This window comes from Paenibacillus sp. FSL W7-1279 (genome assembly GCF_037969845.1).
Classification (GTDB): domain Bacteria; phylum Bacillota; class Bacilli; order Paenibacillales; family Paenibacillaceae; genus Paenibacillus_AQ.
Genome location: NZ_CP150215.1, coordinates 5,352,463 through 5,374,131, shown reverse-complemented (window position 1 = coordinate 5,374,131; position 21,669 = coordinate 5,352,463). Strand labels below are relative to the sequence as shown.

22 protein-coding genes are annotated in these 21,669 nt (G+C 51.9%); 17 read left to right on the top strand and 5 right to left on the bottom strand.

The window, feature by feature from the left end; translation table 11 throughout:
* Positions 1-50 precede the first annotated feature (50 nt).
* Genes MKY82_RS24295 through MKY82_RS24285 form a run of 3 tightly spaced genes read left to right on the top strand, consistent with a single transcriptional unit; the run spans position 51 to position 3,355 of the window.
* Positions 51-1,490 carry an ammonium transporter gene (locus tag MKY82_RS24295; protein ID WP_339294556.1) on the top strand — a complete coding sequence of 480 codons (1,440 nt, stop codon included), beginning with the start codon at positions 51-53 and terminating at the stop codon, positions 1,488-1,490.
* 48 nt (positions 1,491-1,538) lie between these two features.
* Complete coding sequence (locus tag MKY82_RS24290; protein ID WP_339294555.1) at positions 1,539-2,618, top strand: DUF294 nucleotidyltransferase-like domain-containing protein; 1,080 nt, start codon at positions 1,539-1,541, stop codon at positions 2,616-2,618.
* Positions 2,615-3,355, top strand: a complete 741-nt coding sequence (locus MKY82_RS24285) for a 3'-5' exonuclease (protein WP_113060337.1) — start codon at positions 2,615-2,617, stop codon at positions 3,353-3,355. Before MKY82_RS24290 ends, MKY82_RS24285 begins: the two co-directional genes overlap by 4 nt.
* Positions 3,356-3,386: 31 nt before the next feature.
* Here the strand turns inward: MKY82_RS24285 and MKY82_RS24280 are convergent, their stop codons facing one another.
* Positions 3,387-3,920 (bottom strand): Mov34/MPN/PAD-1 family protein, encoded by a 534-nt coding sequence (locus tag MKY82_RS24280; RefSeq protein ID WP_339218821.1) that lies wholly within the window; start codon positions 3,918-3,920, stop codon positions 3,387-3,389.
* A gap of 480 nt (positions 3,921-4,400) precedes the next feature.
* Here MKY82_RS24280 and MKY82_RS24275 point away from each other — a divergent pair, with 480 nt between their 5' ends.
* Positions 4,401-4,952 carry a TlpA disulfide reductase family protein gene (locus tag MKY82_RS24275; protein WP_339294554.1) on the top strand — a complete coding sequence of 184 codons (552 nt, stop codon included), beginning with the start codon at positions 4,401-4,403 and terminating at the stop codon, positions 4,950-4,952.
* A gap of 90 nt (positions 4,953-5,042) precedes the next feature.
* On the opposite strand, the gene cimA is transcribed toward MKY82_RS24275, so the two are convergent.
* Positions 5,043-6,659 (bottom strand): citramalate synthase, encoded by a 1,617-nt coding sequence (gene cimA / locus MKY82_RS24270; protein ID WP_194543880.1) that lies wholly within the window; start codon positions 6,657-6,659, stop codon positions 5,043-5,045.
* 324 nt (positions 6,660-6,983) lie between these two features.
* On the opposite strand from cimA, the gene MKY82_RS24265 reads away from it, so the two are divergent.
* From MKY82_RS24265 to MKY82_RS24255, 3 genes are all read left to right on the top strand, one after another.
* Entirely contained in the window at positions 6,984-8,315 is a 1,332-nt protein-coding gene (locus MKY82_RS24265; protein ID WP_194543879.1) for a DNA polymerase IV, read from the top strand.
* 187 nt (positions 8,316-8,502) lie between these two features.
* Positions 8,503-8,742 (top strand): ferredoxin, encoded by a 240-nt coding sequence (locus MKY82_RS24260; RefSeq protein WP_009594795.1) that lies wholly within the window; start codon positions 8,503-8,505, stop codon positions 8,740-8,742.
* 166 nt (positions 8,743-8,908) lie between these two features.
* The gene (locus tag MKY82_RS24255; RefSeq protein WP_220684340.1) at positions 8,909-10,321 is read left to right on the top strand and encodes a L,D-transpeptidase; all 1,413 of its coding nucleotides are present in this window, start codon (positions 8,909-8,911) and stop codon (positions 10,319-10,321) included.
* On the opposite strand, the gene MKY82_RS24250 is transcribed toward MKY82_RS24255, so the two are convergent.
* Positions 10,318-10,455, bottom strand: coding sequence for a hypothetical protein (locus tag MKY82_RS24250; RefSeq protein WP_015736685.1), 138 nt, complete (start codon positions 10,453-10,455; stop codon positions 10,318-10,320). The genes MKY82_RS24255 and MKY82_RS24250 overlap by 4 nt on opposite strands.
* A 196-nt stretch (positions 10,456-10,651) precedes the next feature.
* Between MKY82_RS24250 and MKY82_RS24245 the strand changes: the two genes are divergently transcribed.
* From MKY82_RS24245 to MKY82_RS24235, 3 genes are read left to right on the top strand one after another with little or no spacing between them, the layout of a single operon-like run.
* A complete protein-coding gene (locus MKY82_RS24245; protein WP_194544902.1) occupies positions 10,652-11,746 on the top strand; it encodes a quinone-dependent dihydroorotate dehydrogenase in 1,095 nt (364 codons plus the stop codon).
* 25 nt (positions 11,747-11,771) lie between these two features.
* The gene (locus MKY82_RS24240) at positions 11,772-12,584 is read left to right on the top strand and encodes a GTP pyrophosphokinase family protein (protein WP_194543877.1); all 813 of its coding nucleotides are present in this window, start codon (positions 11,772-11,774) and stop codon (positions 12,582-12,584) included.
* A complete protein-coding gene (locus tag MKY82_RS24235; protein WP_220684341.1) occupies positions 12,574-13,017 on the top strand; it encodes a DUF309 domain-containing protein in 444 nt (147 codons plus the stop codon). Before MKY82_RS24240 ends, MKY82_RS24235 begins: the two co-directional genes overlap by 11 nt.
* Positions 13,018-13,100: 83 nt before the next feature.
* On the opposite strand, the gene MKY82_RS24230 is transcribed toward MKY82_RS24235, so the two are convergent.
* Positions 13,101-13,556, bottom strand: a complete 456-nt coding sequence (locus tag MKY82_RS24230; protein WP_071223092.1) for a PCYCGC motif-containing (lipo)protein — start codon at positions 13,554-13,556, stop codon at positions 13,101-13,103.
* Positions 13,553-14,080 (bottom strand): thioredoxin family protein, encoded by a 528-nt coding sequence (locus tag MKY82_RS24225; protein ID WP_194543875.1) that lies wholly within the window; start codon positions 14,078-14,080, stop codon positions 13,553-13,555. Before MKY82_RS24225 ends, MKY82_RS24230 begins: the two co-directional genes overlap by 4 nt.
* A 159-nt stretch (positions 14,081-14,239) precedes the next feature.
* Between MKY82_RS24225 and MKY82_RS24220 the strand changes: the two genes are divergently transcribed.
* The 7 genes from MKY82_RS24220 to MKY82_RS24190 all read left to right on the top strand — a co-directional run bounded on the left by MKY82_RS24220 (position 14,240) and on the right by MKY82_RS24190 (position 21,668).
* Entirely contained in the window at positions 14,240-15,844 is a 1,605-nt protein-coding gene (locus MKY82_RS24220) for an RsmB/NOP family class I SAM-dependent RNA methyltransferase (protein WP_339294553.1), read from the top strand.
* Positions 15,841-16,593: a pseudouridine synthase gene (locus MKY82_RS24215; RefSeq protein WP_220684343.1), complete on the top strand. Its 753-nt coding sequence runs from the start codon at positions 15,841-15,843 to the stop codon at positions 16,591-16,593. Before MKY82_RS24220 ends, MKY82_RS24215 begins: the two co-directional genes overlap by 4 nt.
* Before the next feature lie 38 nt (positions 16,594-16,631).
* Positions 16,632-17,432, top strand: a complete 801-nt coding sequence (locus MKY82_RS24210; RefSeq protein WP_194543872.1) for a Cof-type HAD-IIB family hydrolase — start codon at positions 16,632-16,634, stop codon at positions 17,430-17,432.
* Positions 17,433-17,694: 262 nt separating this feature from the next.
* Positions 17,695-18,909, top strand: a complete 1,215-nt coding sequence (locus MKY82_RS24205; RefSeq protein WP_339294552.1) for a helix-turn-helix domain-containing protein — start codon at positions 17,695-17,697, stop codon at positions 18,907-18,909.
* A 48-nt stretch (positions 18,910-18,957) separates the two neighbouring features.
* Positions 18,958-20,013: an ABC transporter substrate-binding protein gene (locus MKY82_RS24200; protein ID WP_339294551.1), complete on the top strand. Its 1,056-nt coding sequence runs from the start codon at positions 18,958-18,960 to the stop codon at positions 20,011-20,013.
* A gap of 13 nt (positions 20,014-20,026) precedes the next feature.
* On the top strand, positions 20,027-20,902 hold the full coding sequence (locus MKY82_RS24195; RefSeq protein WP_339218807.1) for an alpha/beta hydrolase-fold protein: 876 nt from the start codon (positions 20,027-20,029) through the stop codon (positions 20,900-20,902).
* Positions 20,883-21,668, top strand: a complete 786-nt coding sequence (locus MKY82_RS24190) for a 2,3-dihydro-2,3-dihydroxybenzoate dehydrogenase (protein WP_220684347.1) — start codon at positions 20,883-20,885, stop codon at positions 21,666-21,668. Before MKY82_RS24195 ends, MKY82_RS24190 begins: the two co-directional genes overlap by 20 nt.
* The last annotated feature ends 1 nt before the right edge of the window (position 21,669 follow it).

Here is a 21,669-nt window from a genome sequence, read left to right as displayed (position 1 = left end):
ATGAATTCAAGGTCATGTTATAATAGTTCACATTAAGGGGAGTGTAAAACATGGGAAAAAGATGGCTAGGTTTAATGGTGGGAGTAATCGCATTGCTTGCATTCCCGGCGAGCGCGTTCGCCGCTGATGGGGGAGCCACGAACGTTGAATTAACGGCTGGTTTGAACTCCGTGTTCGTATTCTTGGCAGCATTGCTCGTATTCTTCATGCAAGCAGGGTTCGCACTGCTGGAAGCCGGATCTGTCCGTATGAAGAATGCAGGCCACGTTGCAGGCAAAACATTCCTGACCTTCGGCATTTCGATCGTTGCCTTCTGGGCACTAGGGTTTGGCCTGGCATTCGGCAACGGGAACAGTTTTTTCGGATTTGAAGGTTTTTTCTTAAGTGGCGACAATGCGGCTGGCTCTTTTGATTCCTTGTCCGCTTACGATGTGCCGACAACCATTATGTTTTTGTTCCACTTATCCTTTGCGGCCGTATCCTTGGCCATCGCTTGCGGTGGTATGGCAGAACGGGCAAAGCTCAGCGTCTATATCGTGTTTGGATTGCTGTTCACCATCGTGATTTATCCGATTGTTGCTCACTGGGTATGGGGCGGAGGCTGGCTCGGAGCTCTGGGTATGCAGGACTTTGCCGGATCGACGGTCGTTCACTTGACAGGTGCTACAGCGGCGCTGGTGGCTACCGTTCTTCTGAAGCCACGGCTTGGCAAATATAATAAGGACGGGAAGCCTAACAGCATTCCGGGCCACAACCAGGTATTATCGGTGCTCGGCGTATTCATCATCTGGATCGGTTGGTTCGGATTTAATCCAGGCAGCACCATCTCCGCACTCACGGACGGCTTCTTCGGTTTTGTGGCTTTAAATACGAATATCGCGGCTGCGGCAGGTGCGCTAGCGGCATTGCTGATCTCTTGGGCGGTTCTTGGCAAAGCAGATATTCCTAGCATGCTGAACGGTATTCTTGCTGCTTTTGTGGCCATCACGGGGGCCTGTGCATTCGTGGAACCTTGGGCGGCTGTTGTTATCGGTGCAGTAGCCGGTACGATTACCTTCTTTACGGCACAGTGGTTTGACCGCAAAGGCATTGATGATCCTGTATATGCATTCTCCGTACATGGTATTGCCGGTATGTGGGGGGCTGTATCCACCGGTTTGTTCGCAGCACCGAGACTTGTTGAAATTACAGGCGTAGGCAAAGAAGGTTTGTTCTACGGCGGGGGCTTCGGTCAGCTTGGCGTTCAGCTATTGGGCCTCATCGGTACGTTTGCATTCGTTCTCGTGATCTCATTCATTATTCTGTACCTCATGAAAATTACGATGGGTATCCGTGTAACGGAGGAAGAAGAATTAGTGGGTCTAGATATGAGCGAACATGGAACTTACGGATATCCGGAGCAAATGAAACTTCTGGCGGAATCGGAAGGGAAATTACCAGAGTTTCGTTCCGGAGGCAAAGGGGTACCTGGAAGCGATACGGCGTTATAAATATGAAACTCTAAATGGTTATTGATTATGTAATGAGGAGGCCGCGGCATGAAACCTCTGAAATCCGTAAATCTGTTTCCGGTATTCTCGGAAATTCAGACAGCAGCAACAGCCCAGCAATTACGAGATGAACGGATCGTTTGTCAGAACCATCTGATCGAGATGCGTCATGACATGGAGCTGAGAGAGTGGATCGCATCCGTCAATACGATGCACGATCTGATTGGACAGCGTGCCGCGGCAATCTGTGAGCAGGACATGTGGGAGGCTGGCTTGGGCCGGCCTCCTGCGCGTTATGCGTTTGTTGCTTTTGGCAGCAGCGGAAGGCAGGAAGCTACGCTGTGGAGCGATCAGGACAACGGTTTGATCATTGGCGATGAGCTGGAGGAGGAACAGCTTCCCTTCTTTCGGGAATATGGCCTTCGACTGGCGAACCTGCTGGAGTATGCAGGCTATCCCAAATGTTCGGGAAAAGTGATGTGTTCCGAACCTTTATGGAATAAAAAGCTTGGCGATTGGAAAAATCAGATTAGCGAGTGGTGTGGAGACCAGCAGTGGGAGCCGATTCGCAATTTTATCATTGCTTCGGATCTCCGTCATATAGCGGGAGATGGCGAGCTAACGGAGGCATGGGTCGACCATTTCCGGAGCTCCGTCGAGTTGAACCCGAATATCGGCAATGCCGTGCTGCGCAATACGGTCAAGCACAAGGCAACGCTGAATGTCATGGGGCGAATTGTAACGGAGCGGTTTGGTGAGCATGCCGGTGAATTTGACGTAAAGTATGGCGTTTATATTCCACTTGTAAACAGTATTCGCACGATGGCGCTCCAAAGAGGCATCATCGAAACCTCGACGCAAAAGCGGATGGAGAAGGTGATGCTGCTTGAGGGCGGCAACTTGCTGCTGGAAAGCGTGCAGCGTGCTTTTTTGACGGCGCTTCGGCTGAGAAATAACACGCCCCATCGGCTGGAGAACGGGCTGATCACGAGCAGCGGGTATATCCCGCAGGAGCAGCTCAAGAACAAAACCATGCAGTACGAGCTTCGCGATACGCTTGGTGTGGTCAGACGGATACACCGGTCATTGCAGCGAGAGCACCGTTTTGCGGAGAGGAGGAACCCATGACTGAACCGGGACAATCGAACGGGGGCTTCTGGAGATCCCTCCGTTCGGGTAACTTTAATTCTGCCATTGCCTCTATGCGCGGGGCGCAGACGGCGCAGCAGCTGGCGTTCATCCGATCCCAGATGAAGGATAACCGGAGGCCGGAGGTTCTGGGTACCCCGCTGGACGAGCTGGAGGTTGTTGTGTTTGATCTGGAGTCGACGGGGTTCAATCACCAGCACGGTGATGAAATTTTGTCATTCGGTGCTATCAAGGTCATCGGCGAGCAAGTGATCGAGAACGAAACCTTTCATATGATTGTTAACAGCGGTGCTCCTGTTCCCCCATTCATTGCTGAGCTGACAGGAATTACGCAGCATATGGTTGATGCAGCCCCGCCCTTAATGGAGGGGCTGCATGATTTTATGGCTTTTATAGGAGGCAGGGTGCTTGTTGCCCATGCCGCTGCGCATGACCGCGGATTCCTGAACGCAGCCTTGTGGAAGACGTCAAAGGTTCGATTAACCCATCGGCTCCTTGATACGATGATGCTCGCGCAGAGATTATATCCTGAGCAGAAGGACTACAGTCTGGATGAGCTGCTGCGGAGCAGCGGCATTCCGGTGGAGGGCCGGCATCATGCTCTGTCCGACGCGCGAATGACTGCCCGGCTGTGGGCGGATTATATGAAAGAAATTCAGGCGCGCGGCCATGCAACCACGCTTGGAGATTTGTATGTCTATCTAAGCGAGGCGTAACCGCGAATAAGATGGTTGCCGCGATAGCTTATTATTCTGTTATGATCTTGCAAGGAATCGGGGCGAGGGAATAGAATTCCGATTCCTGCCGCACCCAGGAATGTGTCGGCAGATTGCTGAATAATTCTGAGGTCTCTTGTCCTCGAATAATTTTGTAAGTTTGAAGCTGTAATGGTTTTGAATCGGGAGCGTTTGGAGCTGCAGGAGATCCGATGGCATACACCTGGAGCAATCCGCCGAAGGACTGAAGCTGCAGCAGATCCTGGCCGGACGGCTCAGGGAATGTATCCGGGTGACTGTGAAACAATCCGACAATTCCTTTTTCAGTTAACACCAAGCGGGTCCATTGAACAGGGTCCAGATGAAAAGAATGCAGCGGAAACTCCGCTGTATTTTTTATGGGGATAAATTGCGTAACGGTTACTGATCGCCTTGCTGCGCTGGAGTGCCCGATAAAGACACCACAAGCCTCCTGTGGCAGACAATCATACGTATAGTCCGATATATGCTGTTGTACGGCCGCGTGCAGTAGAAGCTGCTCCAGGGCCATGTCAGACGGGTTCATCTTTTTCCCTCCCGGGCTATATTTTAGAGTTGATCACGTGTTTGAAAGATCAGGGTTTCAGGGTACAATAGGGACTATAAGTGCGTGTTCAAAAAGGTCGATTTTCAGCACCGAAGCTTATGCTTTCGATGTGCGTTTTTTCAAAACGCTTCAGTTGGATGAAGCTAGGGACGTCAGGAGCGGAGCGTACGTTTGGGTACGTGAGCACCTGAAATGTTTCCGCAGGAAACATACTTCGGAAGCAACTGCTTAGGCCCGGCTGAATTCAAGATTCGATGCCGAGCTGCTTCCTGATTCGCTTCGTGTTAGATATAGAATTTATGAGTTATCAGTGGAACTGATGAAATTCTATATCGCAAGAAAACCTACCTATGCATCGCGGTCGCTCATCCTTGAAGTGGCCTCGATAGAGGTTTTCTTATCAAAAGCGGACTTTTTGAACAACCTCTATAACTAAGTTTAGCAAAGGAACCTATATCTATGAAACGAAACATCATCATCCTCGTTCTGCTGGTTGTAGCGGCAGGCGCTGTAATCTATAACCAAGCCGGCGACAATATCCAGGCTGTCTTCACGCAGGAGAAGCCGCTCCCGACGGAGACAGGCGCCAAAGCCGGACTGCTTGCCCCTACCTTCACCCTGAAGGGGATGGACGACAAGACATATGCCGGCGGCGGAGCACGCGATAAAGCGATGGTTGTCAATTTCTGGGCATCTTGGTGTGAGCCGTGCAAACAAGAAGCCCCGGAGCTCGATAAGCTGGCGGAGGAATATGCAGATGAGCTGGAAATCTACGGCGTGAACGTGTCCAAGTATGATAATGAGAAGAAAGCGCGTCAATTCGTTAAGGATTTTGAACTCCGGTATCCAATACTTCTTGATACGAAAGGAGAAGTGTTCGAGGAGCTGTATAAAGGTCAGGTCTTCCCGACGAATGTGCTGATTGATCGAAACGGCGTGATCCAGGAAATCATTCTTGGCGCTCCGGATCCCAAGGATCTTCGCAAAAAGATAGCTAAGTTGTTGAATTAATTGTGAAGCGAAGAGCGGCTGAAACACCAAAAAAGCGCGGCCTCCATGTGCATACATGGCGGATACGCGCTTTTTATATTGGATACATCCTTAGTGATTAACCAACCCTTGCCTTGCCGCGGACTCATGTACCTGCTCCGGTGAGATTTGACCGAGCAGCGCATAACGCATACTGTCAACCAGCGCTTCCCAGCTCGCCTCAATGACGTTGCTGGAAACCCCGACGGTGTTCCAGGAGTTCTCAAAGTTCTTGGACTCGATGAGCACCCGTACTTTGGCTGCCGTCGCATCCTTGTCATCCAGCACCCGTACCTTATAGTCAGCAAGATGCATTTCCTTGAGTGTCGGGAAGTATTGGACCAGCGCTTTACGCAGCGCGTTGTCTAGCGCATTGACCGGGCCGTTGCCTTCCGCTGCGGTGTAGATGCTCTCACCGGCAACGTTGACTTTGACAAAGGCTTCGGAAACAACCGGCTGGCCGGCTGACTTCTCTACGAGCATTTTGAAGGATTCGAAGGTAAACAGTTCCTTAAACTCTCCGTTCGCTTCTCGAAGCAGCAGCTCCAGGGAAGCGTCTGCCCCCTCGAATTGATATCCTTCATGCTCAAGATCCTTGATCTTTCCGATAATAAGCTTGGATTGTTCACTAGCCGGATCAAAGTTAAGACCCATGTCTTGTGCCTTCGATACGATGTTGCTCTGTCCTGCAAGCTCGGACACCAGCACGCGCTGCTTGTTTCCGACTTTCTCCGGTTCGATATGCTCGTACGTTCTGGAATCGCGCAGGATCGCCGAAACATGGATGCCTCCCTTATGGGCAAAGGCAGCGTTACCGACATACGGCTGGTTGACAGGCATATTGACGTTGGCGATTTCACTGATATATCGTGCGGTGTTCGTCAGCGTGCGGAGGTTATCGTCTCCGATGCACTCGTATCCCAGCTTCAACTGCAGATTTGGAATGATGGAGCACAGGTTGGCATTCCCGCAGCGTTCCCCGTAACCGTTCATCGTTCCTTGCACATGCTGGACACCTGCCTGTACGGCACTTAGCGTGTTGGCAACAGCAAGCTCGCAATCGTTATGGGTGTGAATGCCGAGCGGAGCGCCAGATAATGGACCCGCTAAAGATGCCACGATGTTCGAGATCTCGTGCGGAAGACTGCCGCCGTTCGTATCGCACATGACAAGCCAATCAGCACCTGCCTCCCGAGCCTTGGACAATACGGCAACAGCGTATTCGGGATTGTTCTTATATCCGTCAAAAAAGTGCTCGGCATCAAAAATCACTTCGAGGCCCTTTTGCTTCAGGAAAGCGATGGAATCATAGATCATGGCCAGATTCTCTTCCAGTGTCGTCTGAAGCGCGGTGTGGACGTGGAAATCCCATGACTTCCCGACCAAAGTGGCCGCAGAAACGCCGGATTCCAGAATTCGAAGCAGATTGGCATCCTGATCGGCGATGGAGCCTTTGCGGCGAGTGCTGCCAAAGGCGGTTACTTTTGAGGTTAAGCCGAGATCCTGGACTCTTTTGAAAAATTCGATGTCCTTGCTGTTGCTTCCCGGGATACCGCCTTCAATATAATGAACACCAAGAGCATCGAGTTTCTTGGCGATTTTGACCTTGTCGTCCGCCGACAAGCTGATTCCTTCGCCTTGGGTTCCGTCGCGAAGTGTCGTATCAAAGATGGAAATGGACTTAGACATGATGTCCTCCTTTGGGTGTCCGGGATTGGACCGCATTGTTTATAATTTTGTATTATAACATTTCTTTGCGGGAAAGTAACAGAGTAAAAAACAAACTTTACCCCGCGGGGTTTATTCTTGACCCGTGTTAAGGGGAGCAGTATGCTTGAGGCGTTAGGCTGGCAGTTATGCGATCATGATCCTACGAACAAGACGTTGCGGCACACAAGGTCCTAAACAAGTTATAATGGAACACATAGAAATGATAGAATCATCAACCCGACTGCGAAAAGACGGGGGCATGATATAGGGAAGAACCGTATCATAAGAAAGAAGGAATTCTGCGTGGGACATATCGACAATTATTATCCGGCCAGCGGCCGCGTTATACTACATGTGGATATGAATGCTTTTTACTGCTCGGTACACGAAGCGGAGGAGCCGGAGCTTTACCGGGGGAAGCCCACGGCTGTCGCAGGCAGCATCGAGCTGCGAAAAGGCGTCATTGTTACTTGCTCCTATGCGGCACGATCCCTCGGGATACGCACAGGAATGAACGTGAGACAGGCGCTGCGGATTTACCCGGACCTGATGATCATCCAGCCGGATTTTCATCTGTACCGCAAGTATTCCAATGCATTTATGAATATAGCTTATGCTTATACGCCGCTGCTGGAAGCGACTTCGATTGACGAATGTTACCTGGATATCACGGGATCGAAGCAGTTCGGCACCCCCTTGGATATCGCCCGCGAAATTCAGGCGCGTATTCGCGAGGAGCTGTCGCTGCCTTGCTCCGTCGGCATTGCTCCCAATAAGTTGCTGGCCAAGATGGCATCTGACATGAAGAAGCCTAACGGGCTGTCCGTGCTGCGGATACGGGATGTCCCGCAGGTGCTCTGGAACAGACCTTGTGCAGAGCTGTTCGGCATCGGGAGCAAGACAGCCGATAAGCTGCGCAAGCTGAATATCCAGACGATCGGACAGCTGGCCGCCGCCGATGAAGGCCTGCTGACCTCGACTTTTGGCGTGATGGGGTCATGGATGAAACGGGCAGCCAGCGGCATCGACCATGCTCCTGTCGTTGCAGAGCGGGAACAGAGCAAATCGATCGGACACACGACCACGCTTCCGCAGGATGTTACATCGGCGGAGGAGGCGAGAAGGGTGCTTCTGAATTTGAGCGATCAGGTAGCGCGCAGGCTCCGCAGACAGGGTCTTGTGACCGGCGGCATACAGATCACGCTGCGTACACCGGACATGAAGACGATCACCAGGTCGAGGCATCTTGCCATTCCGACGGAAAATACCGAGGATATTTACCGGGAAGCGTGCGAGCTGTATCATCGGCACTGGAAGCAGGACAAGCCGCTCCGTCTGCTTGGCGTTACGCTCCAGCAGCTTGCCCCTAAGGAGGAGTCCGCCATTCAGCTGGATTTGTTCGATTACGAGAAACAGCCGAAGAAAGAATCGCTGACCCGGGTTATGGACGAGCTGCGCAATAAATTCGGGGAAAGTGCGGTGCTGACCGCTGGCATGCTGGGTGATGATCCATCGTCTTTAATCCGTAATCATAAGCGGAGAGGAACATCTTTACAGATGGATTTTGTAAGGGATCTGGGGAACGATAATAAAAATGCCGATCAGCCGATCTCGCAGGATCCGGACCGGGATTAATCGCTTTATTTGCTGGTTGAAGATACTCCATATCCTTTGAGCACACCTGAATTTTGTCGGAAAATGTGAGGAAATTTATTTGTATTCCTAAAAAAATTGTATTAATATATGTAGATGGTGGCGGGAGACCGTCAGCTTATACTATGTTTATAGAGATGTTTATAGATATACAGGAGGAAGAGAGACTATGGCGAAGTTTACTTGGGTAGATAAAGATACCTGCATCGCTTGCGGAGCATGCGGCGCAACGGCACCCGACATTTACGATTACGACGACGAAGGCCTGGCAGAAGTCATTTTTGACGGAGACAACAACCGCGGGGTAACCGAAATTCCGGAAGATATGCATGACGATATGCTGGATGCCTGCGACGGCTGTCCGACAGATTCAATTCGGATTGCAGACGAGCCGTTTAACGCAGAATAACCAATACCGCTCGAGCCCTGATATTCCATCTTGAACTTATACCGACGCCCTCTGCCCGACAAAGGCAGGGGGCGTTTTTTCGTATCCACGATTCATACATAATTGGAGCGTATATTCCGATATACAGGATAATAGAGGTAAAAATGTCATAAAAGGAGGCTCCCGAATGAACAATTCGCTGTACCTCAAAAGATATGTGGAGACGCATCCTGATAATAAAATGGCCTGGTATCTGCTCGGCAAGGAATATGAGCAGGCCGGCGAACAGGGGAAGGCAAATTACTGCTATAACAAGGCGGAGGGGGTCTATGAAGCCTTCGAGCTTAGCCAGGTTCCGTCCGATATATGGAAAAATTACGAACAGCGCTTATTGGAGATGGAGAAGGATAAGGACCGCAGGCGAAAAAGAACCCGACGGTTGCTTGCTGCGCTGGTATTGTTGCTGCTCGTATTTCTTCCTTCGGCCCAGGCGCCGGGCTCCGTTCCGGGGGATTTTGCATCCGATGTGTTCCCGCCGAATGAACCCGTATCCGCCTCGGTCGCTAACAACGAGAAGCGGGATTCGCGTAAAGAACCGCTGTACATCGCCGTTGCTTCCGGCCAGGGAAAGGATTCCGCCGGCGCACTGTCCTCATTGCTTCGGCATCCTCAGGAATTGCCGAATTGGTCGGTTGCACTGGGGATGAAGCCATCCGGCAAGTGGCAGTTATGGAGCAAGGACATGGAGCGTTTATACGGATTGCATCGGGACGCAAAGGGCGCCATTGCGATCAAGCCATATGAAGGAGCGGCATTGGAGTGTGAATGCGAGCCTGCGGATAGTTCGAAGCTTAAGCGAAGCGCGGGGCAATGGGCGGATCTGCAAGTCGAAACGGCCGTGCTGCAGGAAGCGGCCAACCAGTATAAGGCTCGGCATGGGCGCCTGCCTAAAAGCTTGAATGAATTGACGCAGCCGTATCCGAACAATTGGCTGTCCGGCCGATCGAAAGCGATGGAGGAGATGTTCGGAGCTTTAATGAAGCATAAGGCCCAAGGAGCAGGCGGCCATGAGGACCAGCCGGGGCAGCAGCCGCCTTGGAACGATCCGAAAGAGACGGGATACTGGGGGACATCGCCGAATGGGGATCCTTTTTTTGAGCAGCCGCTTCAGGTCATCATCGACCGGAAACATCATCGGCTAGCCGTTGTCAGCGGGACCGTCATGCTGCGCAACTATGCGGTCGGGCTCGGGGGAGCGAAAACGCCGCTGGGTGATTTTCATATCAATGACAAGGTTGTGAATCCGAACGGGACCACGAAGGGCCCCTATGGAACGCGGGGAATGCAGCTGTCCGATACGTTGTACGCCATACACGGTACGCTGGACGTGGACAGTATCGAAGCGAATGAATCCGAGGGCTGTATCCGTATGCTTAAGGAGGATGTGGAGGAGCTGTTTGATCTGGTTCCGATGGGAACCGTTGTGAAAATTCGGGAAGGGGTTCTGCCCGAGGGCCTGTGGACGCCGAAAGATCGCTTCAAGCTCAAGCTTGCCCAGGGGCAGACCAACCCGGGCAAGGTGTATCACTGGCTGGATTAAGGCTGGGCGATCACAATCAGAACAATAATCAGGATAATAAGAAGAGCGATGCCGGAGCTGATCCATAGTATGGCCTTCTTATTAACCTCTTCTTTTTTCTGCTGCAAGGTCGGAGGTTTACGTTTGGCTGACATGTGCTTCCCCTCTTTCTCTCATGATCGTGATAATGATTTGTACAATCTTCCTTTATTGTAAGGCGTTTGTCCCGAAATTGCCATATCGCTTTCTCGCCGGGATGATCGCCCGGTTTATGCTGAAGAACTTTCTTTTTGAGGCAGAAACGGATAAACTGAAGGATAGAGAAATAACTGGATGAGAGGAAGAGTGGATGTGCTGTACCGCAACATAGGCAAACCTATATTTTTCAAACTCGATCCCGAGAAAGCTCACCACCTTGTGGTTGGCGGCCTTGGACGTGCCTCCGGCGTGGTTGGCGCAGACGCTGTCATGCGAGGGATGTACGGTGTTAGCGAAACACCGGATTTGGCAGTAGACCTGTTCGGGCTTCATTTCCCGACACCGGTCGGACTTGCCGCCGGATTGGATAAAAACGCTCAGGCCGTCAAAGGATTCTCCTCCATCGGCTTCGGATTTATGGAAGTAGGCACGGTGACCCCGAAGGGACAACCGGGCAATGAACAGCCGCGATTGTTCCGGCTTCCTCCTGACGAGGCACTCATCAATCGGATGGGCTTCAACAACGAAGGGGCCGAGGCGATGGCAAAGAGGCTGTCCGCACTCAAGGAACGCCGCATCCCGGTTGCCGTCAACATCGGGAAGAACAAGGCGACTCCGAACGAGAAAGCCAACGGTGATTACGAAGCTTGCATTCAAGCTTTATTTCCGTATGGCGACTTTTTTGTTGTCAATATCAGTTCCCCGAACACGCCGGACTTGCGCAGCCTTCAGCATGGGAGCGAATTGTCATCCCTGCTGGAAGCCGTGAAGAACGAAATGTCCCGCCAAGCGAAGATTCATGGAGGCGAGAAGGCCGTTCTGGTGAAGATTGCGCCGGATGTGAGCGATGAGGAACTGGAATTCATGGTGGATACGATCAGCGCAAGCGGCGTTTCCGGCATTATCGCCACGAATACGACACTATCGCGGGATGGATTGACGCACGGTAACGCCAAAGAAACCGGCGGCCTTAGCGGTAAACCGCTGCGTAACCGTTCGACGGAGATTGTATCCCGGATATACAGGCAGACCGGCGGTGCCCTTCCGATTATCGGGTCTGGCGGGATTTTCACGGCAAGTGATGCTTATGACAAAATACGCGCAGGCGCAAGCCTGGTGGAGATTTATACAGCACTTATCTATGAAGGGCCTGAGGTGAACCGCAAGCTTCATTCCGGTCTCCGGGAGCTGCTTGCACGGGATGGCTTCAGCCATATTTCCGAAGCCGTCGGCGCTAATCATCGGTAATGGGGTAAAGACAGGAGGCAAGGCGATGGACGTTAGAGACTGGGGAACATTTTTGCTTCCGTATGAGCAGACCGTTGAGGAATTGAAGGTTAAATTCAAGACGATGCGTTCCGAACTGAAAAAAAGAGAGGAATACGCACCGATCGAATTCGTAACGGGTCGCGTCAAACGGATCTCGAGCATACTGGACAAGGCGAAACGCCTCGATGTGCCGATGGACGAGTTGGAAACCGGGATTGAGGATATCGCAGGCATTCGGATTATGTGTCAGTTCGTGGAGGATATCCGGCGGGTAGCCGAATACATCCGGGCACGGAAAGACCTGACCGTATTATATGAGAAAGATTACATTACCAATTTCAAAGAGAGCGGCTATCGGAGCTTTCATATGATTATTGAGTATCCGGTGCAAACGGCTCTGGGGCAAAAGAAAGTGCTTGCCGAAATTCAGATCCGCACGCTGGCCATGAATTTCTGGGCTACGATTGAGCATTCGCTTAGCTACAAGTACCGGGAAAGTCTGCCGGATGACATTCGGGCGCGGCTGAAGAAAGCCGGAGAAGCGGCGAATACGCTGGATACGGAAATGTCGAGCATCCGGGAGGATATATTGGAGGCGCAGCGCCAGTTCGAGGATGATTCCAATATTACGACACAGGTGCTGAACGCGATACACAAGCTGTATTTCTTTCATCTGGTCAATGAGGCGATTGCTTTTCAGAGCCGGTTTAACACGCTATTTCAGGATCATGACCTGGATGCGATGAAGGTGCTTCTGGACGAGGTGAAGGAGATGCTGGCCGAAGCCAAGAAGAAAGTAAACGAGCATGAGTTATGAACCGCTGTATGTCGCTTACCTCGTTTACTTTAACCGGGATCAAGACTACTTCGAATGCCATGAGGTGCTAGAGGAACTGTGGCTCGCGCGGGACCGCGATCCAAGGTATAAGGGACTTCTGCAAGTAGCCGTCGGGCTTTTCCATTTCCGGAACAATAACGTTAGAGGAGCATATAAAATGTTCATAAGCGCTGTATCGCGCCTCGAGCGTTATCCTGGCGATGAACTGGGAATCTCGATGGGGAAGCTGGTGAGCGAAGTTCGGGAATACGCCGAGCAGTTATCTTCGTATGACCTTCGTCCGTTTCCCTATAGGGATTTGACGATCGAAATTGGGGATACTGAGCTTAAGCAGGCAGTTCAGTTGGCATCGGAGCGCATCCAGCCGAACATTCCGCAGCGGCGAAAGCCGGAGCGGGCACATTCCAAGTAATTGTGGGAACAAGTGAAAAAAGAGCTGCCTGTCTGTAGAGTAATCTACTTTTGGGCAGCTCTTTTTTTAGGATCATTATAGGATCAGGATTCGGTACCTTTATATTTGTTATCGATGAACTCCTTGATTTCCTCGACGGATTTTCCTTCGTCATGAAGCCGTTTGGCATCCTGCAGCTCGGTCAGGCAGATGCCGCACTGGGCGCCATGGTCCGTCCATTTGACTTCGCCGTCCTTATTCTCGGCGATGAAGCAGCGATGGAGGGAATCATGATAGCCGGTCTCCTCGTCCATGCAGCCGCAATAACATTTGATTTCCTTGATAATGTCCTCAAGTTCGCCGACCGTAGCATAGGTTGCTTGCGTATTGTCGGTATAATTGGACAGAAACTCCGGCATCACCGTCAGGCTGGCCGTTGTCTCGTATCGTTCGGAATCGGCGCCGTGCTGATGCCCGGCAGCGGATTCTTTACCGCCGCATGCAGTCAGCAGCATGCCCGAAATGACAAAGGTAAAGAGGATGGCGCGAGTGCGGTTCATTTCGTCACGCTCCCCTTGTATTTATCCAGGAATTGCTTGAAGTCATCGATGGAGTAGCCTTCACTGGAACCTTCCGGTTTCAATCCGCCGACCATGCGTTCTTTCTCTGCGCCGTTCTCGAAGTAGACCAGCGTCGGGGTGAACTCAATGTTGTATTCTCTCCAGCCTTCCTGATATTCGCGAAGGTTGTACTGGTGCATCGTAATGCCGGCATCATCCGCCAAAGGCATCAGTTCCGGGGTCGTCGCACGACAGTGCGGACAGTCGGATGCAAAGAAGTACACAAAGAAATTCTCTTTGTTGTCGACCTTGCTCTTCAGCTGATCCGGCAAAATGATTTGCTGGTAGTTCGGATCATTAAGGAGCTCCTGCGTAGCCGGGTTCAGGCTGGAGACCTTCTTACCGCCGTACAATTCGCTTGCTGCTCCTTGACCGTTCAAGAAAACGAGTGCAGCAATCAATAAGACGAAGACTCCGCCGAAGGCGTATAATGCGGTGTATTTATTCTTTTTTTTGCGGTTCATGGATCCACCCCCTAATGATTAATAATAAATAAGGACTTGTCCTTTTTAATGTAGTTTATTATACAATATTAAAAGTCGAAGCGGAACATGCGAATGTCTGCTTCAGCACAGTGAAAATATACTTCAAACGATACGATACAGAACAGGTAGGTACCTTGTATGGCATTACGACTGCCCTCGCCGTTTCTGGCGAAGATGAAATCGCTGCTTGGCGAAAACTATGACAATTTTATGAAGTCTTACGAACTAGCTCCGAATGCCGGCATTCGGGTGAATACGCTGAAGATCAGCAGAGAGGAATTCATGAAGTTGTCCCCCTTTGACCTTGCGCCCATCCCCTGGTGCTCAACCGGTTACTATACTCAGGCCGGGGAGCGTCCGGGACGGCATCCTTACTATCATGCGGGATTATATTACATCCAGGAGCCTAGCGCGATGGCTCCGGTCGAACTGCTTGGCGTAACGCCGGGGGATTTGGTGCTGGACCTGTGCGCGGCTCCAGGCGGCAAATCTACGCAGATTGCGGCGAAGTTGAATGGGCAGGGAGTGCTCGTCAGCAATGATCTGCATCCGGATCGCACCAAAGCACTGGCCAAGAATCTGGAGATGTACGGCGTTCGGAATGCGGTGGTGCTGAATGAGGACCCGGATCGGATTGCCGGGGCTTTTCCCGAATTTTTCACGAAAATATTGATTGATGCTCCCTGTTCCGGCGAAGGGATGTTTCGCAAAGACGAGTCCATGCTGAAGTACTGGGACGAATCCTCTCCACTCAAGTTTGCGGATATGCAGCGGGACATCCTGAAATCGGCGGCAGCCATGCTCCGCTCGGGAGGCCGGCTGGTGTATTCCACCTGTACCTTCTCGCCGGAGGAGAATGAAGGGATGATTGCCGAGTTTCTGAGCGAACATCCGGATTTTCGCGTGGTCCCGGTGGAGCATTCGGAAATCTTTTCCCCGGGAGAAACGGACTGGATGGCGGGTCAAGGGAATGTGAAGGACGATGTGCTTAAGCAGCTTGCCGGTACTGCTCGATTATGGCCGCATAAGGTTAGAGGCGAAGGGCATTTCATGGCCGTGCTTCAGCGGGACGGCGAGCTGGATAAACGTGAAGTTGAACAGGAACAAGCTCCAATATTCAATTCGGGCACCTTGGCCAATGAATCGCTTGCTATTTCCTCCCGAGCGGAGCATCCCCGTGAGCGTAAAGGAAAAGCGGCTTTCAAGGAGGAGCGCCCGGGTAAACCCGGGAAATACGGTAAAGATGCAGCGCGCCAACAGGCATCCCGCCGAAGCGTAATAGATTCTCAATCGGGTTTAATTTCGATTAATCGGTTCCAAGCGTTTATCCGCGAGCAGCTGGATTTGAAGCTGACCGGATATCCTGTAACCTACGGGAACCATGTGTATGTATCACCCCTGCCGGAAGAGCGTCTGAAGCAGCTCAAAGTGATTCGACCCGGGTGGTACATGGGACAGTTGAAGAATGAACGGTTTGTACCTGGACATCCCTTGGCTACAGCGCTGCAAGCGGATGAGGCTGTTCGATATGTCAGCCTGTCCTCCGAGGACGGAGAAGCGGTCCGGTATTTGAAAGGGGAAACCTTGTCGATTCCGGAAGAGCGCGTGATTCGTCGATCGGGTGCTGAAGCGAAGGGTTATGTGTTAGTGTGTATAGACGGATATTCAGCCGGTTGGGCCAAATGGCAGACAGGAATATTGAAGAATGAGTATCCGGCAGGGTGGAGGTGGACAGCGATATGAGTGCTAAAAGCAGAACAACGCTAAGATTGGACAAGGTGCTATCCAATCTTGGATTCGGCTCACGGGCCGAATTGAAGAAAAAGGCCAAACAAGGGAGCATCGTGGTCAACGGAACGGTGATGAAGGACCCCGGTAAACATGTTGATCCTTATACGGATATCATCGAGTTTGAGGGGGAGACCGTGCAGTACCGGGAATTCATATATCTCATGCTGCACAAACCGCCTGGCGTCATTTCGGCGACAGAGGATCTTCGTGACCGAACGGTGCTGGATCTCCTGGATGAGGAATATCTGATCTTCGAGCCGTTTCCGGTGGGCCGATTGGATAAGGATACGGAGGGATTGCTGCTGCTTACGAATGACGGTAAATTGGCCCACGAGCTGCTGTCGCCGCGGAAGCATATCCCGAAAACCTATGAAGCGATGGTAGAGGGCAGGGTGGACGATGAGGACGTGCGAATGTTTGCTGCGGGAGTTACCTTAGATGACGGGTACGTGACCTTGCCCGGAGAGCTGGTGATCCATTCCCATGAGGAACGAGGCGATGGAGTCCAGCTGTCCCGCATCTCGCTGACGATCCATGAAGGGAAATTTCATCAGGTCAAGCGGATGTTTGAGGCAGTTGGCAAAAAAGTCGTGTATCTCAAAAGAGTCAGCATGGGCGAACTTCGTTTGGATGAAAATCTCGAGATCGGAGCGTACCGGGAGCTGACCGAGCATGAACTGTCTTTGATCGGAAGGGCATGATTACGATAGAGAAATAGAGACTAAAGGATGGATGGAGAATGGCATATAAATTGGTAGCACTTGATGTGGATGGAACGCTGCTGAATGATGATCATGAAATCACGGAGAAAACGAGGAACACCGTGATGGAAGCCGCAAAACAAGGCGTGGAAATTGTACTGTGCACAGGCAGAGGACCGCTGAATTCGATTCCTTTTATGAAAAGCATGGGTTTAGGCGGTTATGTCATCAGTCATAATGGTGCGGCAACGGTAGAAGTGGAGACCCATAACATCGTGCATCAGTTCGGCATGGACCCGATTCAGCTTGAGCCTTTCATGCAATACTGCCGTGAGCACGGGGTGCATTTTGATGTGAACACCGCCTTTGAGATGTATGTGGACCAGGTGGAGGAGCTTGCTGGTCCGGTTCGTTCGATGTACGAGAACTATTTGATGCTGCCAAGCAACCTGCCGTCATGGGAGGAGCTGTCAGACCCGGTCGTCAAATTTACGGTCTTTGGCGAATCCGCCGATATCGACCGTGTCTATGCGGATTGGAGTCAGTGGACTCTTCCCTTCAACATGCTGCGAAGCGGAGAATACTTCATCGATCTCATGCATAGCCAAGCATCCAAGGGGAGTGCGCTTCAGCAGCTGGCTGCAAGAAGAGGTTATGAGCCGGACGAGGTGCTTGCCATCGGCAATTATTTCAACGATATTACGATGCTGTCCTACGCCGGAATGGGGATTGCGATGGATAACTCTCCGGTCGAGGTCAAGGCTGCAGCCAATGCGGTGACAACCTCGAATAACGAGGACGGCGTACACGAGGCATTGGTGAAATACTGCTTGTCGTAAATCGATTTTTTTATACATGAGAACCCGCCACAGGACACTTGGCAAAAGTGCCTGATGACGGGTTTTTTGCGTGGATTGGAGCCTGTTAACAGGTATCGCGCGGGGCATGGGGTTAAGCATTTCCTTCCAAATTTGGATTGACACGATGGAAATGGCATGCTATTTTTATCAATGAAAATGATAATCATTATCAATTAATTAAGACTGGTCAACATGCCTGCATAGCCTGCAACTCGTTTTATCGTAAAAAAGGAGGCAATTCATGAGTGTGGAAGAAGAGCTGAAAATAGATAGCCTATCGGATTCGGATCGTAACGGGAGAACCAGCCTGGTTGAGATTAAGGAGTATATAGATTGCCATTATAAAGAGGCGATTACCATTGGCCAATTAGCCAGTATGGCTAATATTTGTCCTAAGTACTTTGTGGATTTATTTAAAAAGACATTCGGCCAAACCACAATCGATTACCTGACCCATGTTCGTATGAATCATGCCAAGCGTTATTTGGCCGAATCCGACGAACGGCTTCGTGACATCGCACAGCGAGTCGGTTACAAAGATGAGTTCTATTTCAGCCGTATTTTTAAAAAGAAGGTGGGCATGTCGCCGTCCGAATATGCCCGAAATTCGAGGCAGCTAATCGCGGCCTGTTCCTCCTCTATCATCGGGCAGTTGGTAGCACTGAATGTTATTCCTGCGGCTGCGCCTCTTGATGCGAAGTGGACCCCGTTTTATTACAATGCGTATCATTCGGAGATCAAGTCCCGCTTGAAGCTGACGTCTCCTTATCCGGACAGCCGCTTCGAGGAGAATATCGAGCAGCTGTTCCGTGCAAAGCCTGACGTTATTATTGGCATGGACCATCTCGGTCCGGAGGAAATCACCAAGCTGGGGCATATTGCCCCTACCTTGATTGTTCCGTCTCATGCAGGGTGGAGGAAGCAGCTGGAGCGTATCGCAACGTTTCTGAATAAAGAAGAACAGGCACAATCCTGGATAGAACAGTATGAACGAAGGGTGCAGTTCGCACGCTCCCGAATGCGGCAAGTCGTGGGGAGCGAGCGTGTTATAGCGCTGCGAATATATGGACAAAGCTTGTATGCATATGGTAACCGGGGACTCGAGGAGGTGCTGTATCAGGATCTGCAGCTCAAGGAAGCCTCCGGTCTGGATACCACGTGTAATCAACAGATCACGCTGGAAGATTTGCAACAGCTCAATCCGGACCGCATCCTGATCGCGGTATGCCCTGAAGCCACATCACGCCGTTATTGGCTTGCACTGCAGCATTCTGCGAAATGGCAGACACTCCGAGCTGTCACTCGAGGCAGCGTCTACATGATCTCGTCCGATCCGTGGTTCGAATATTCCGCGCTTGCCGTGACGAGAATGCTGGATGAGGCATTGCTGTTGTTTACAGGAGATAGTCCAAACGGAGTTCTGGATAAAAGCCATGGTGAATCGTTTGCCACGTAATATATACTCTACTTAATTGAGAATCATTATCACAGGAGGAGATACATTGTGGCAGAACGTTTTAATCGCCGAAAAAGAAGTTGGAGAATCAAAATATCAGCACTTGCGTGCTGTGTCATCGTCATAGGCTTGTTGTCAGGCTGTGGAGAGAAGGTGGATGGCGATCAGCCGGCAGCGAAGACCGCGGCGGTGGAAACGTCCGGCCAGGCAGGGAGCAGTCAAGCGTCGACGGAGGAACCAGGGACGAACCGGGAGGAGACGCCCGCGGAGAAGGAGCGGACGGTAACGGATGAGCTTGGGCATGAAGTGAAGATTCCGGCAGACGTGAGAAACGTGTTCGCACCGAACATGGAGGACTCTTTGCTGAAACTCGGCGTGAAGCCTGTTGCACAATGGGCGAACGGCAAGATGGGACACACCTATTTGCAGCAGGAGCTGGACGGCGTTCCCCTGATTGATTTTTCAGGAGGCTTACCTTCACCGGAAGCTCTGATGTCCTACGAGCCGGACCTTATCGTGCTCCATACCGAAACTTATGCAGCGGACGGTACATATGAGAAGTACGCCAAAATCGCGCCAACGTACGTGTTCAAAAATGCATCCGGGAATGTCGAGAAATCGCTGACCACCTTGGGGGATCTGCTTGGGAAAGCGCCCGAGGCGGAGACCGCCCTAAAGGATTACCAGCAAAAAGCAAGTGAAGCGAAGGCTAAGCTGAGTTCCGTGGTGGGGGACAAGAACGTTGCCATCATTCGTTTTGCACCTAGAGGCGTCAGTTTGATGGGCGGAAATTATCTCTGCGGCTTTGTGATCCATCAGGACCTGGGACTGGGCAAATCCAAGCTGGTCGAGAACGAGAATGCAGCTAACATCTCGCTGGAGATACTGCCGCAGCTGGATGCGGACTATATTTTTGTCATTAACGCCTATGATCAGGGAACGGAGCGTTTAAAGGAAATGACGGAAAGCCCGATTTGGAAGGGCATGCCGGCCGTCAAGAACGGGCAGGTCTATGAAGCGAATAACGAATACTGGCTGGGAAGCGGCCTGATCGCCTACGAGAAAATCGTGGATGATGTCGTTCGCTCCATTACGGGTCTATAGTGGGAGGCACGACATGAGCAATCATACACCTTCCGTTGATATGCTGCGGCGCAGCGTAGAGCTGCCCCATGCGGAGCATTGGGTGATGCGCTCGAGGGCAAGGAAGCGCCGCTATCGAATCATTGCCGCACAGCCGATGGGGCAGGCTCCCCCGTCAGGATATCCGGTCATCTATCTGTTAGACGGCAACAGCGTGTTTCACACGATGGTCGAAACGCTGCGCCTGCAGTGCCACAGACCGGACAAAACAGGGATACTGCCGGCGGTCGTAGTCGGCATCGGTTACGAGACGGAGGGGCAGTATGCTCCGGACCGGTTCTATGATTACACGCCCTACCCCAACACGAACTTTAAGCACAAGTGGGGCAGCGCCTCCGTCCCGGAACAGGGCGGAGCGGCTGAATTCCTGCAATTCATCGAGGAGGAACTGAAACCGCAGATCGAGAGCGAGTTTAACATCGATTGCCGTCGTCAGACGATATTCGGCCATTCCCTTGGCGGGCTGTTCACGCTCTATGCCATGTTCAGCAAACCGCAGGCATTCTCGTGTTATATCGCGGGCAGTCCTTCTATTCATTGGAATCAGGAATATTTACAAGAGCTGGAGCAGCGCTTTGTCGAACGCGTCAAGGAAGAGCCTTGCCATGTTCGACTGCTGCTTGGCGCAGGAGAGCACGAGAGGTCCCATGTCACCGGCAATTGCATCAGCGCATCCGAGCTCGCCGAGCGTCTGGCTGCTGTGTCTGCGTATGGCATCCAAGCCGAATTCAATCAGTTTGAGGATGAGGGACATCTTTCCGTGCTGCCTGTCCTCATTAGCCGAGGGTTACGATTTGCACTTTTTCCTCAAGATGAAGGAGGTGATCACCTTGAAGTTAACAGGTATTAGCGGGAAAGTAGCCCTCGTGACCGGTGCCGCCCAAGGGATTGGCGAAGCGGTGGCACGAGCCCTCGCCCGTCAAGGAGCTGTCGTTGCGGCATGCGATCAGAAGGAAGCCGAGTTGATCCGCCTTACGGCCGATCTATGCAGCTCAGGTGTACAGGCTGCGGCTTACAGGGCAAATGTCAGCTGCAGTGCCGAGGTTGAAGAGATGATCGAGCGGATTGAGGAGGAGCTCGGACCGATCGACATTCTCGTTAACGTTGCCGGAGTGCTGCGAATCGGTGGAGTTGAGTCGCTTCGTGACGAGGATTGGCAGGAGCATTTCAACGTCAACACCAACGGCGTATTCTATACGTCACGCTCCGTCGTAAGGCGGATGGCGAGCCGTAATTCCGGAGCTATCGTGACCGTGAGCTCGAATGCCTCCAAAGTTCCGCGGGCCCAGATGTCGGCTTATGCGGCATCCAAGGCAGCGTCTACGATGTTCACGAAGTGTTTGGGGCTGGAATATGCCCGTCATCACATCCGCTGCAATGTGGTTTCCCCGGGTTCTACGGACACCGGGATGCAGCGCTTGCTATGGAAGGATGATCAGGGCGCAGAGCCCATCATCGCAGGGTCGCTGGATGATTACCGTGTCGGCATACCGCTGGGTCGAATCGCGCTTCCTTCCGATATTGCGGATGCCGTCGTATTTCTCGTATCCGATCGTGCCCGGCACATGACCATGCAGGATGTATGCGTGGATGGCGGTGCGACGTTGGGCTGCTGAG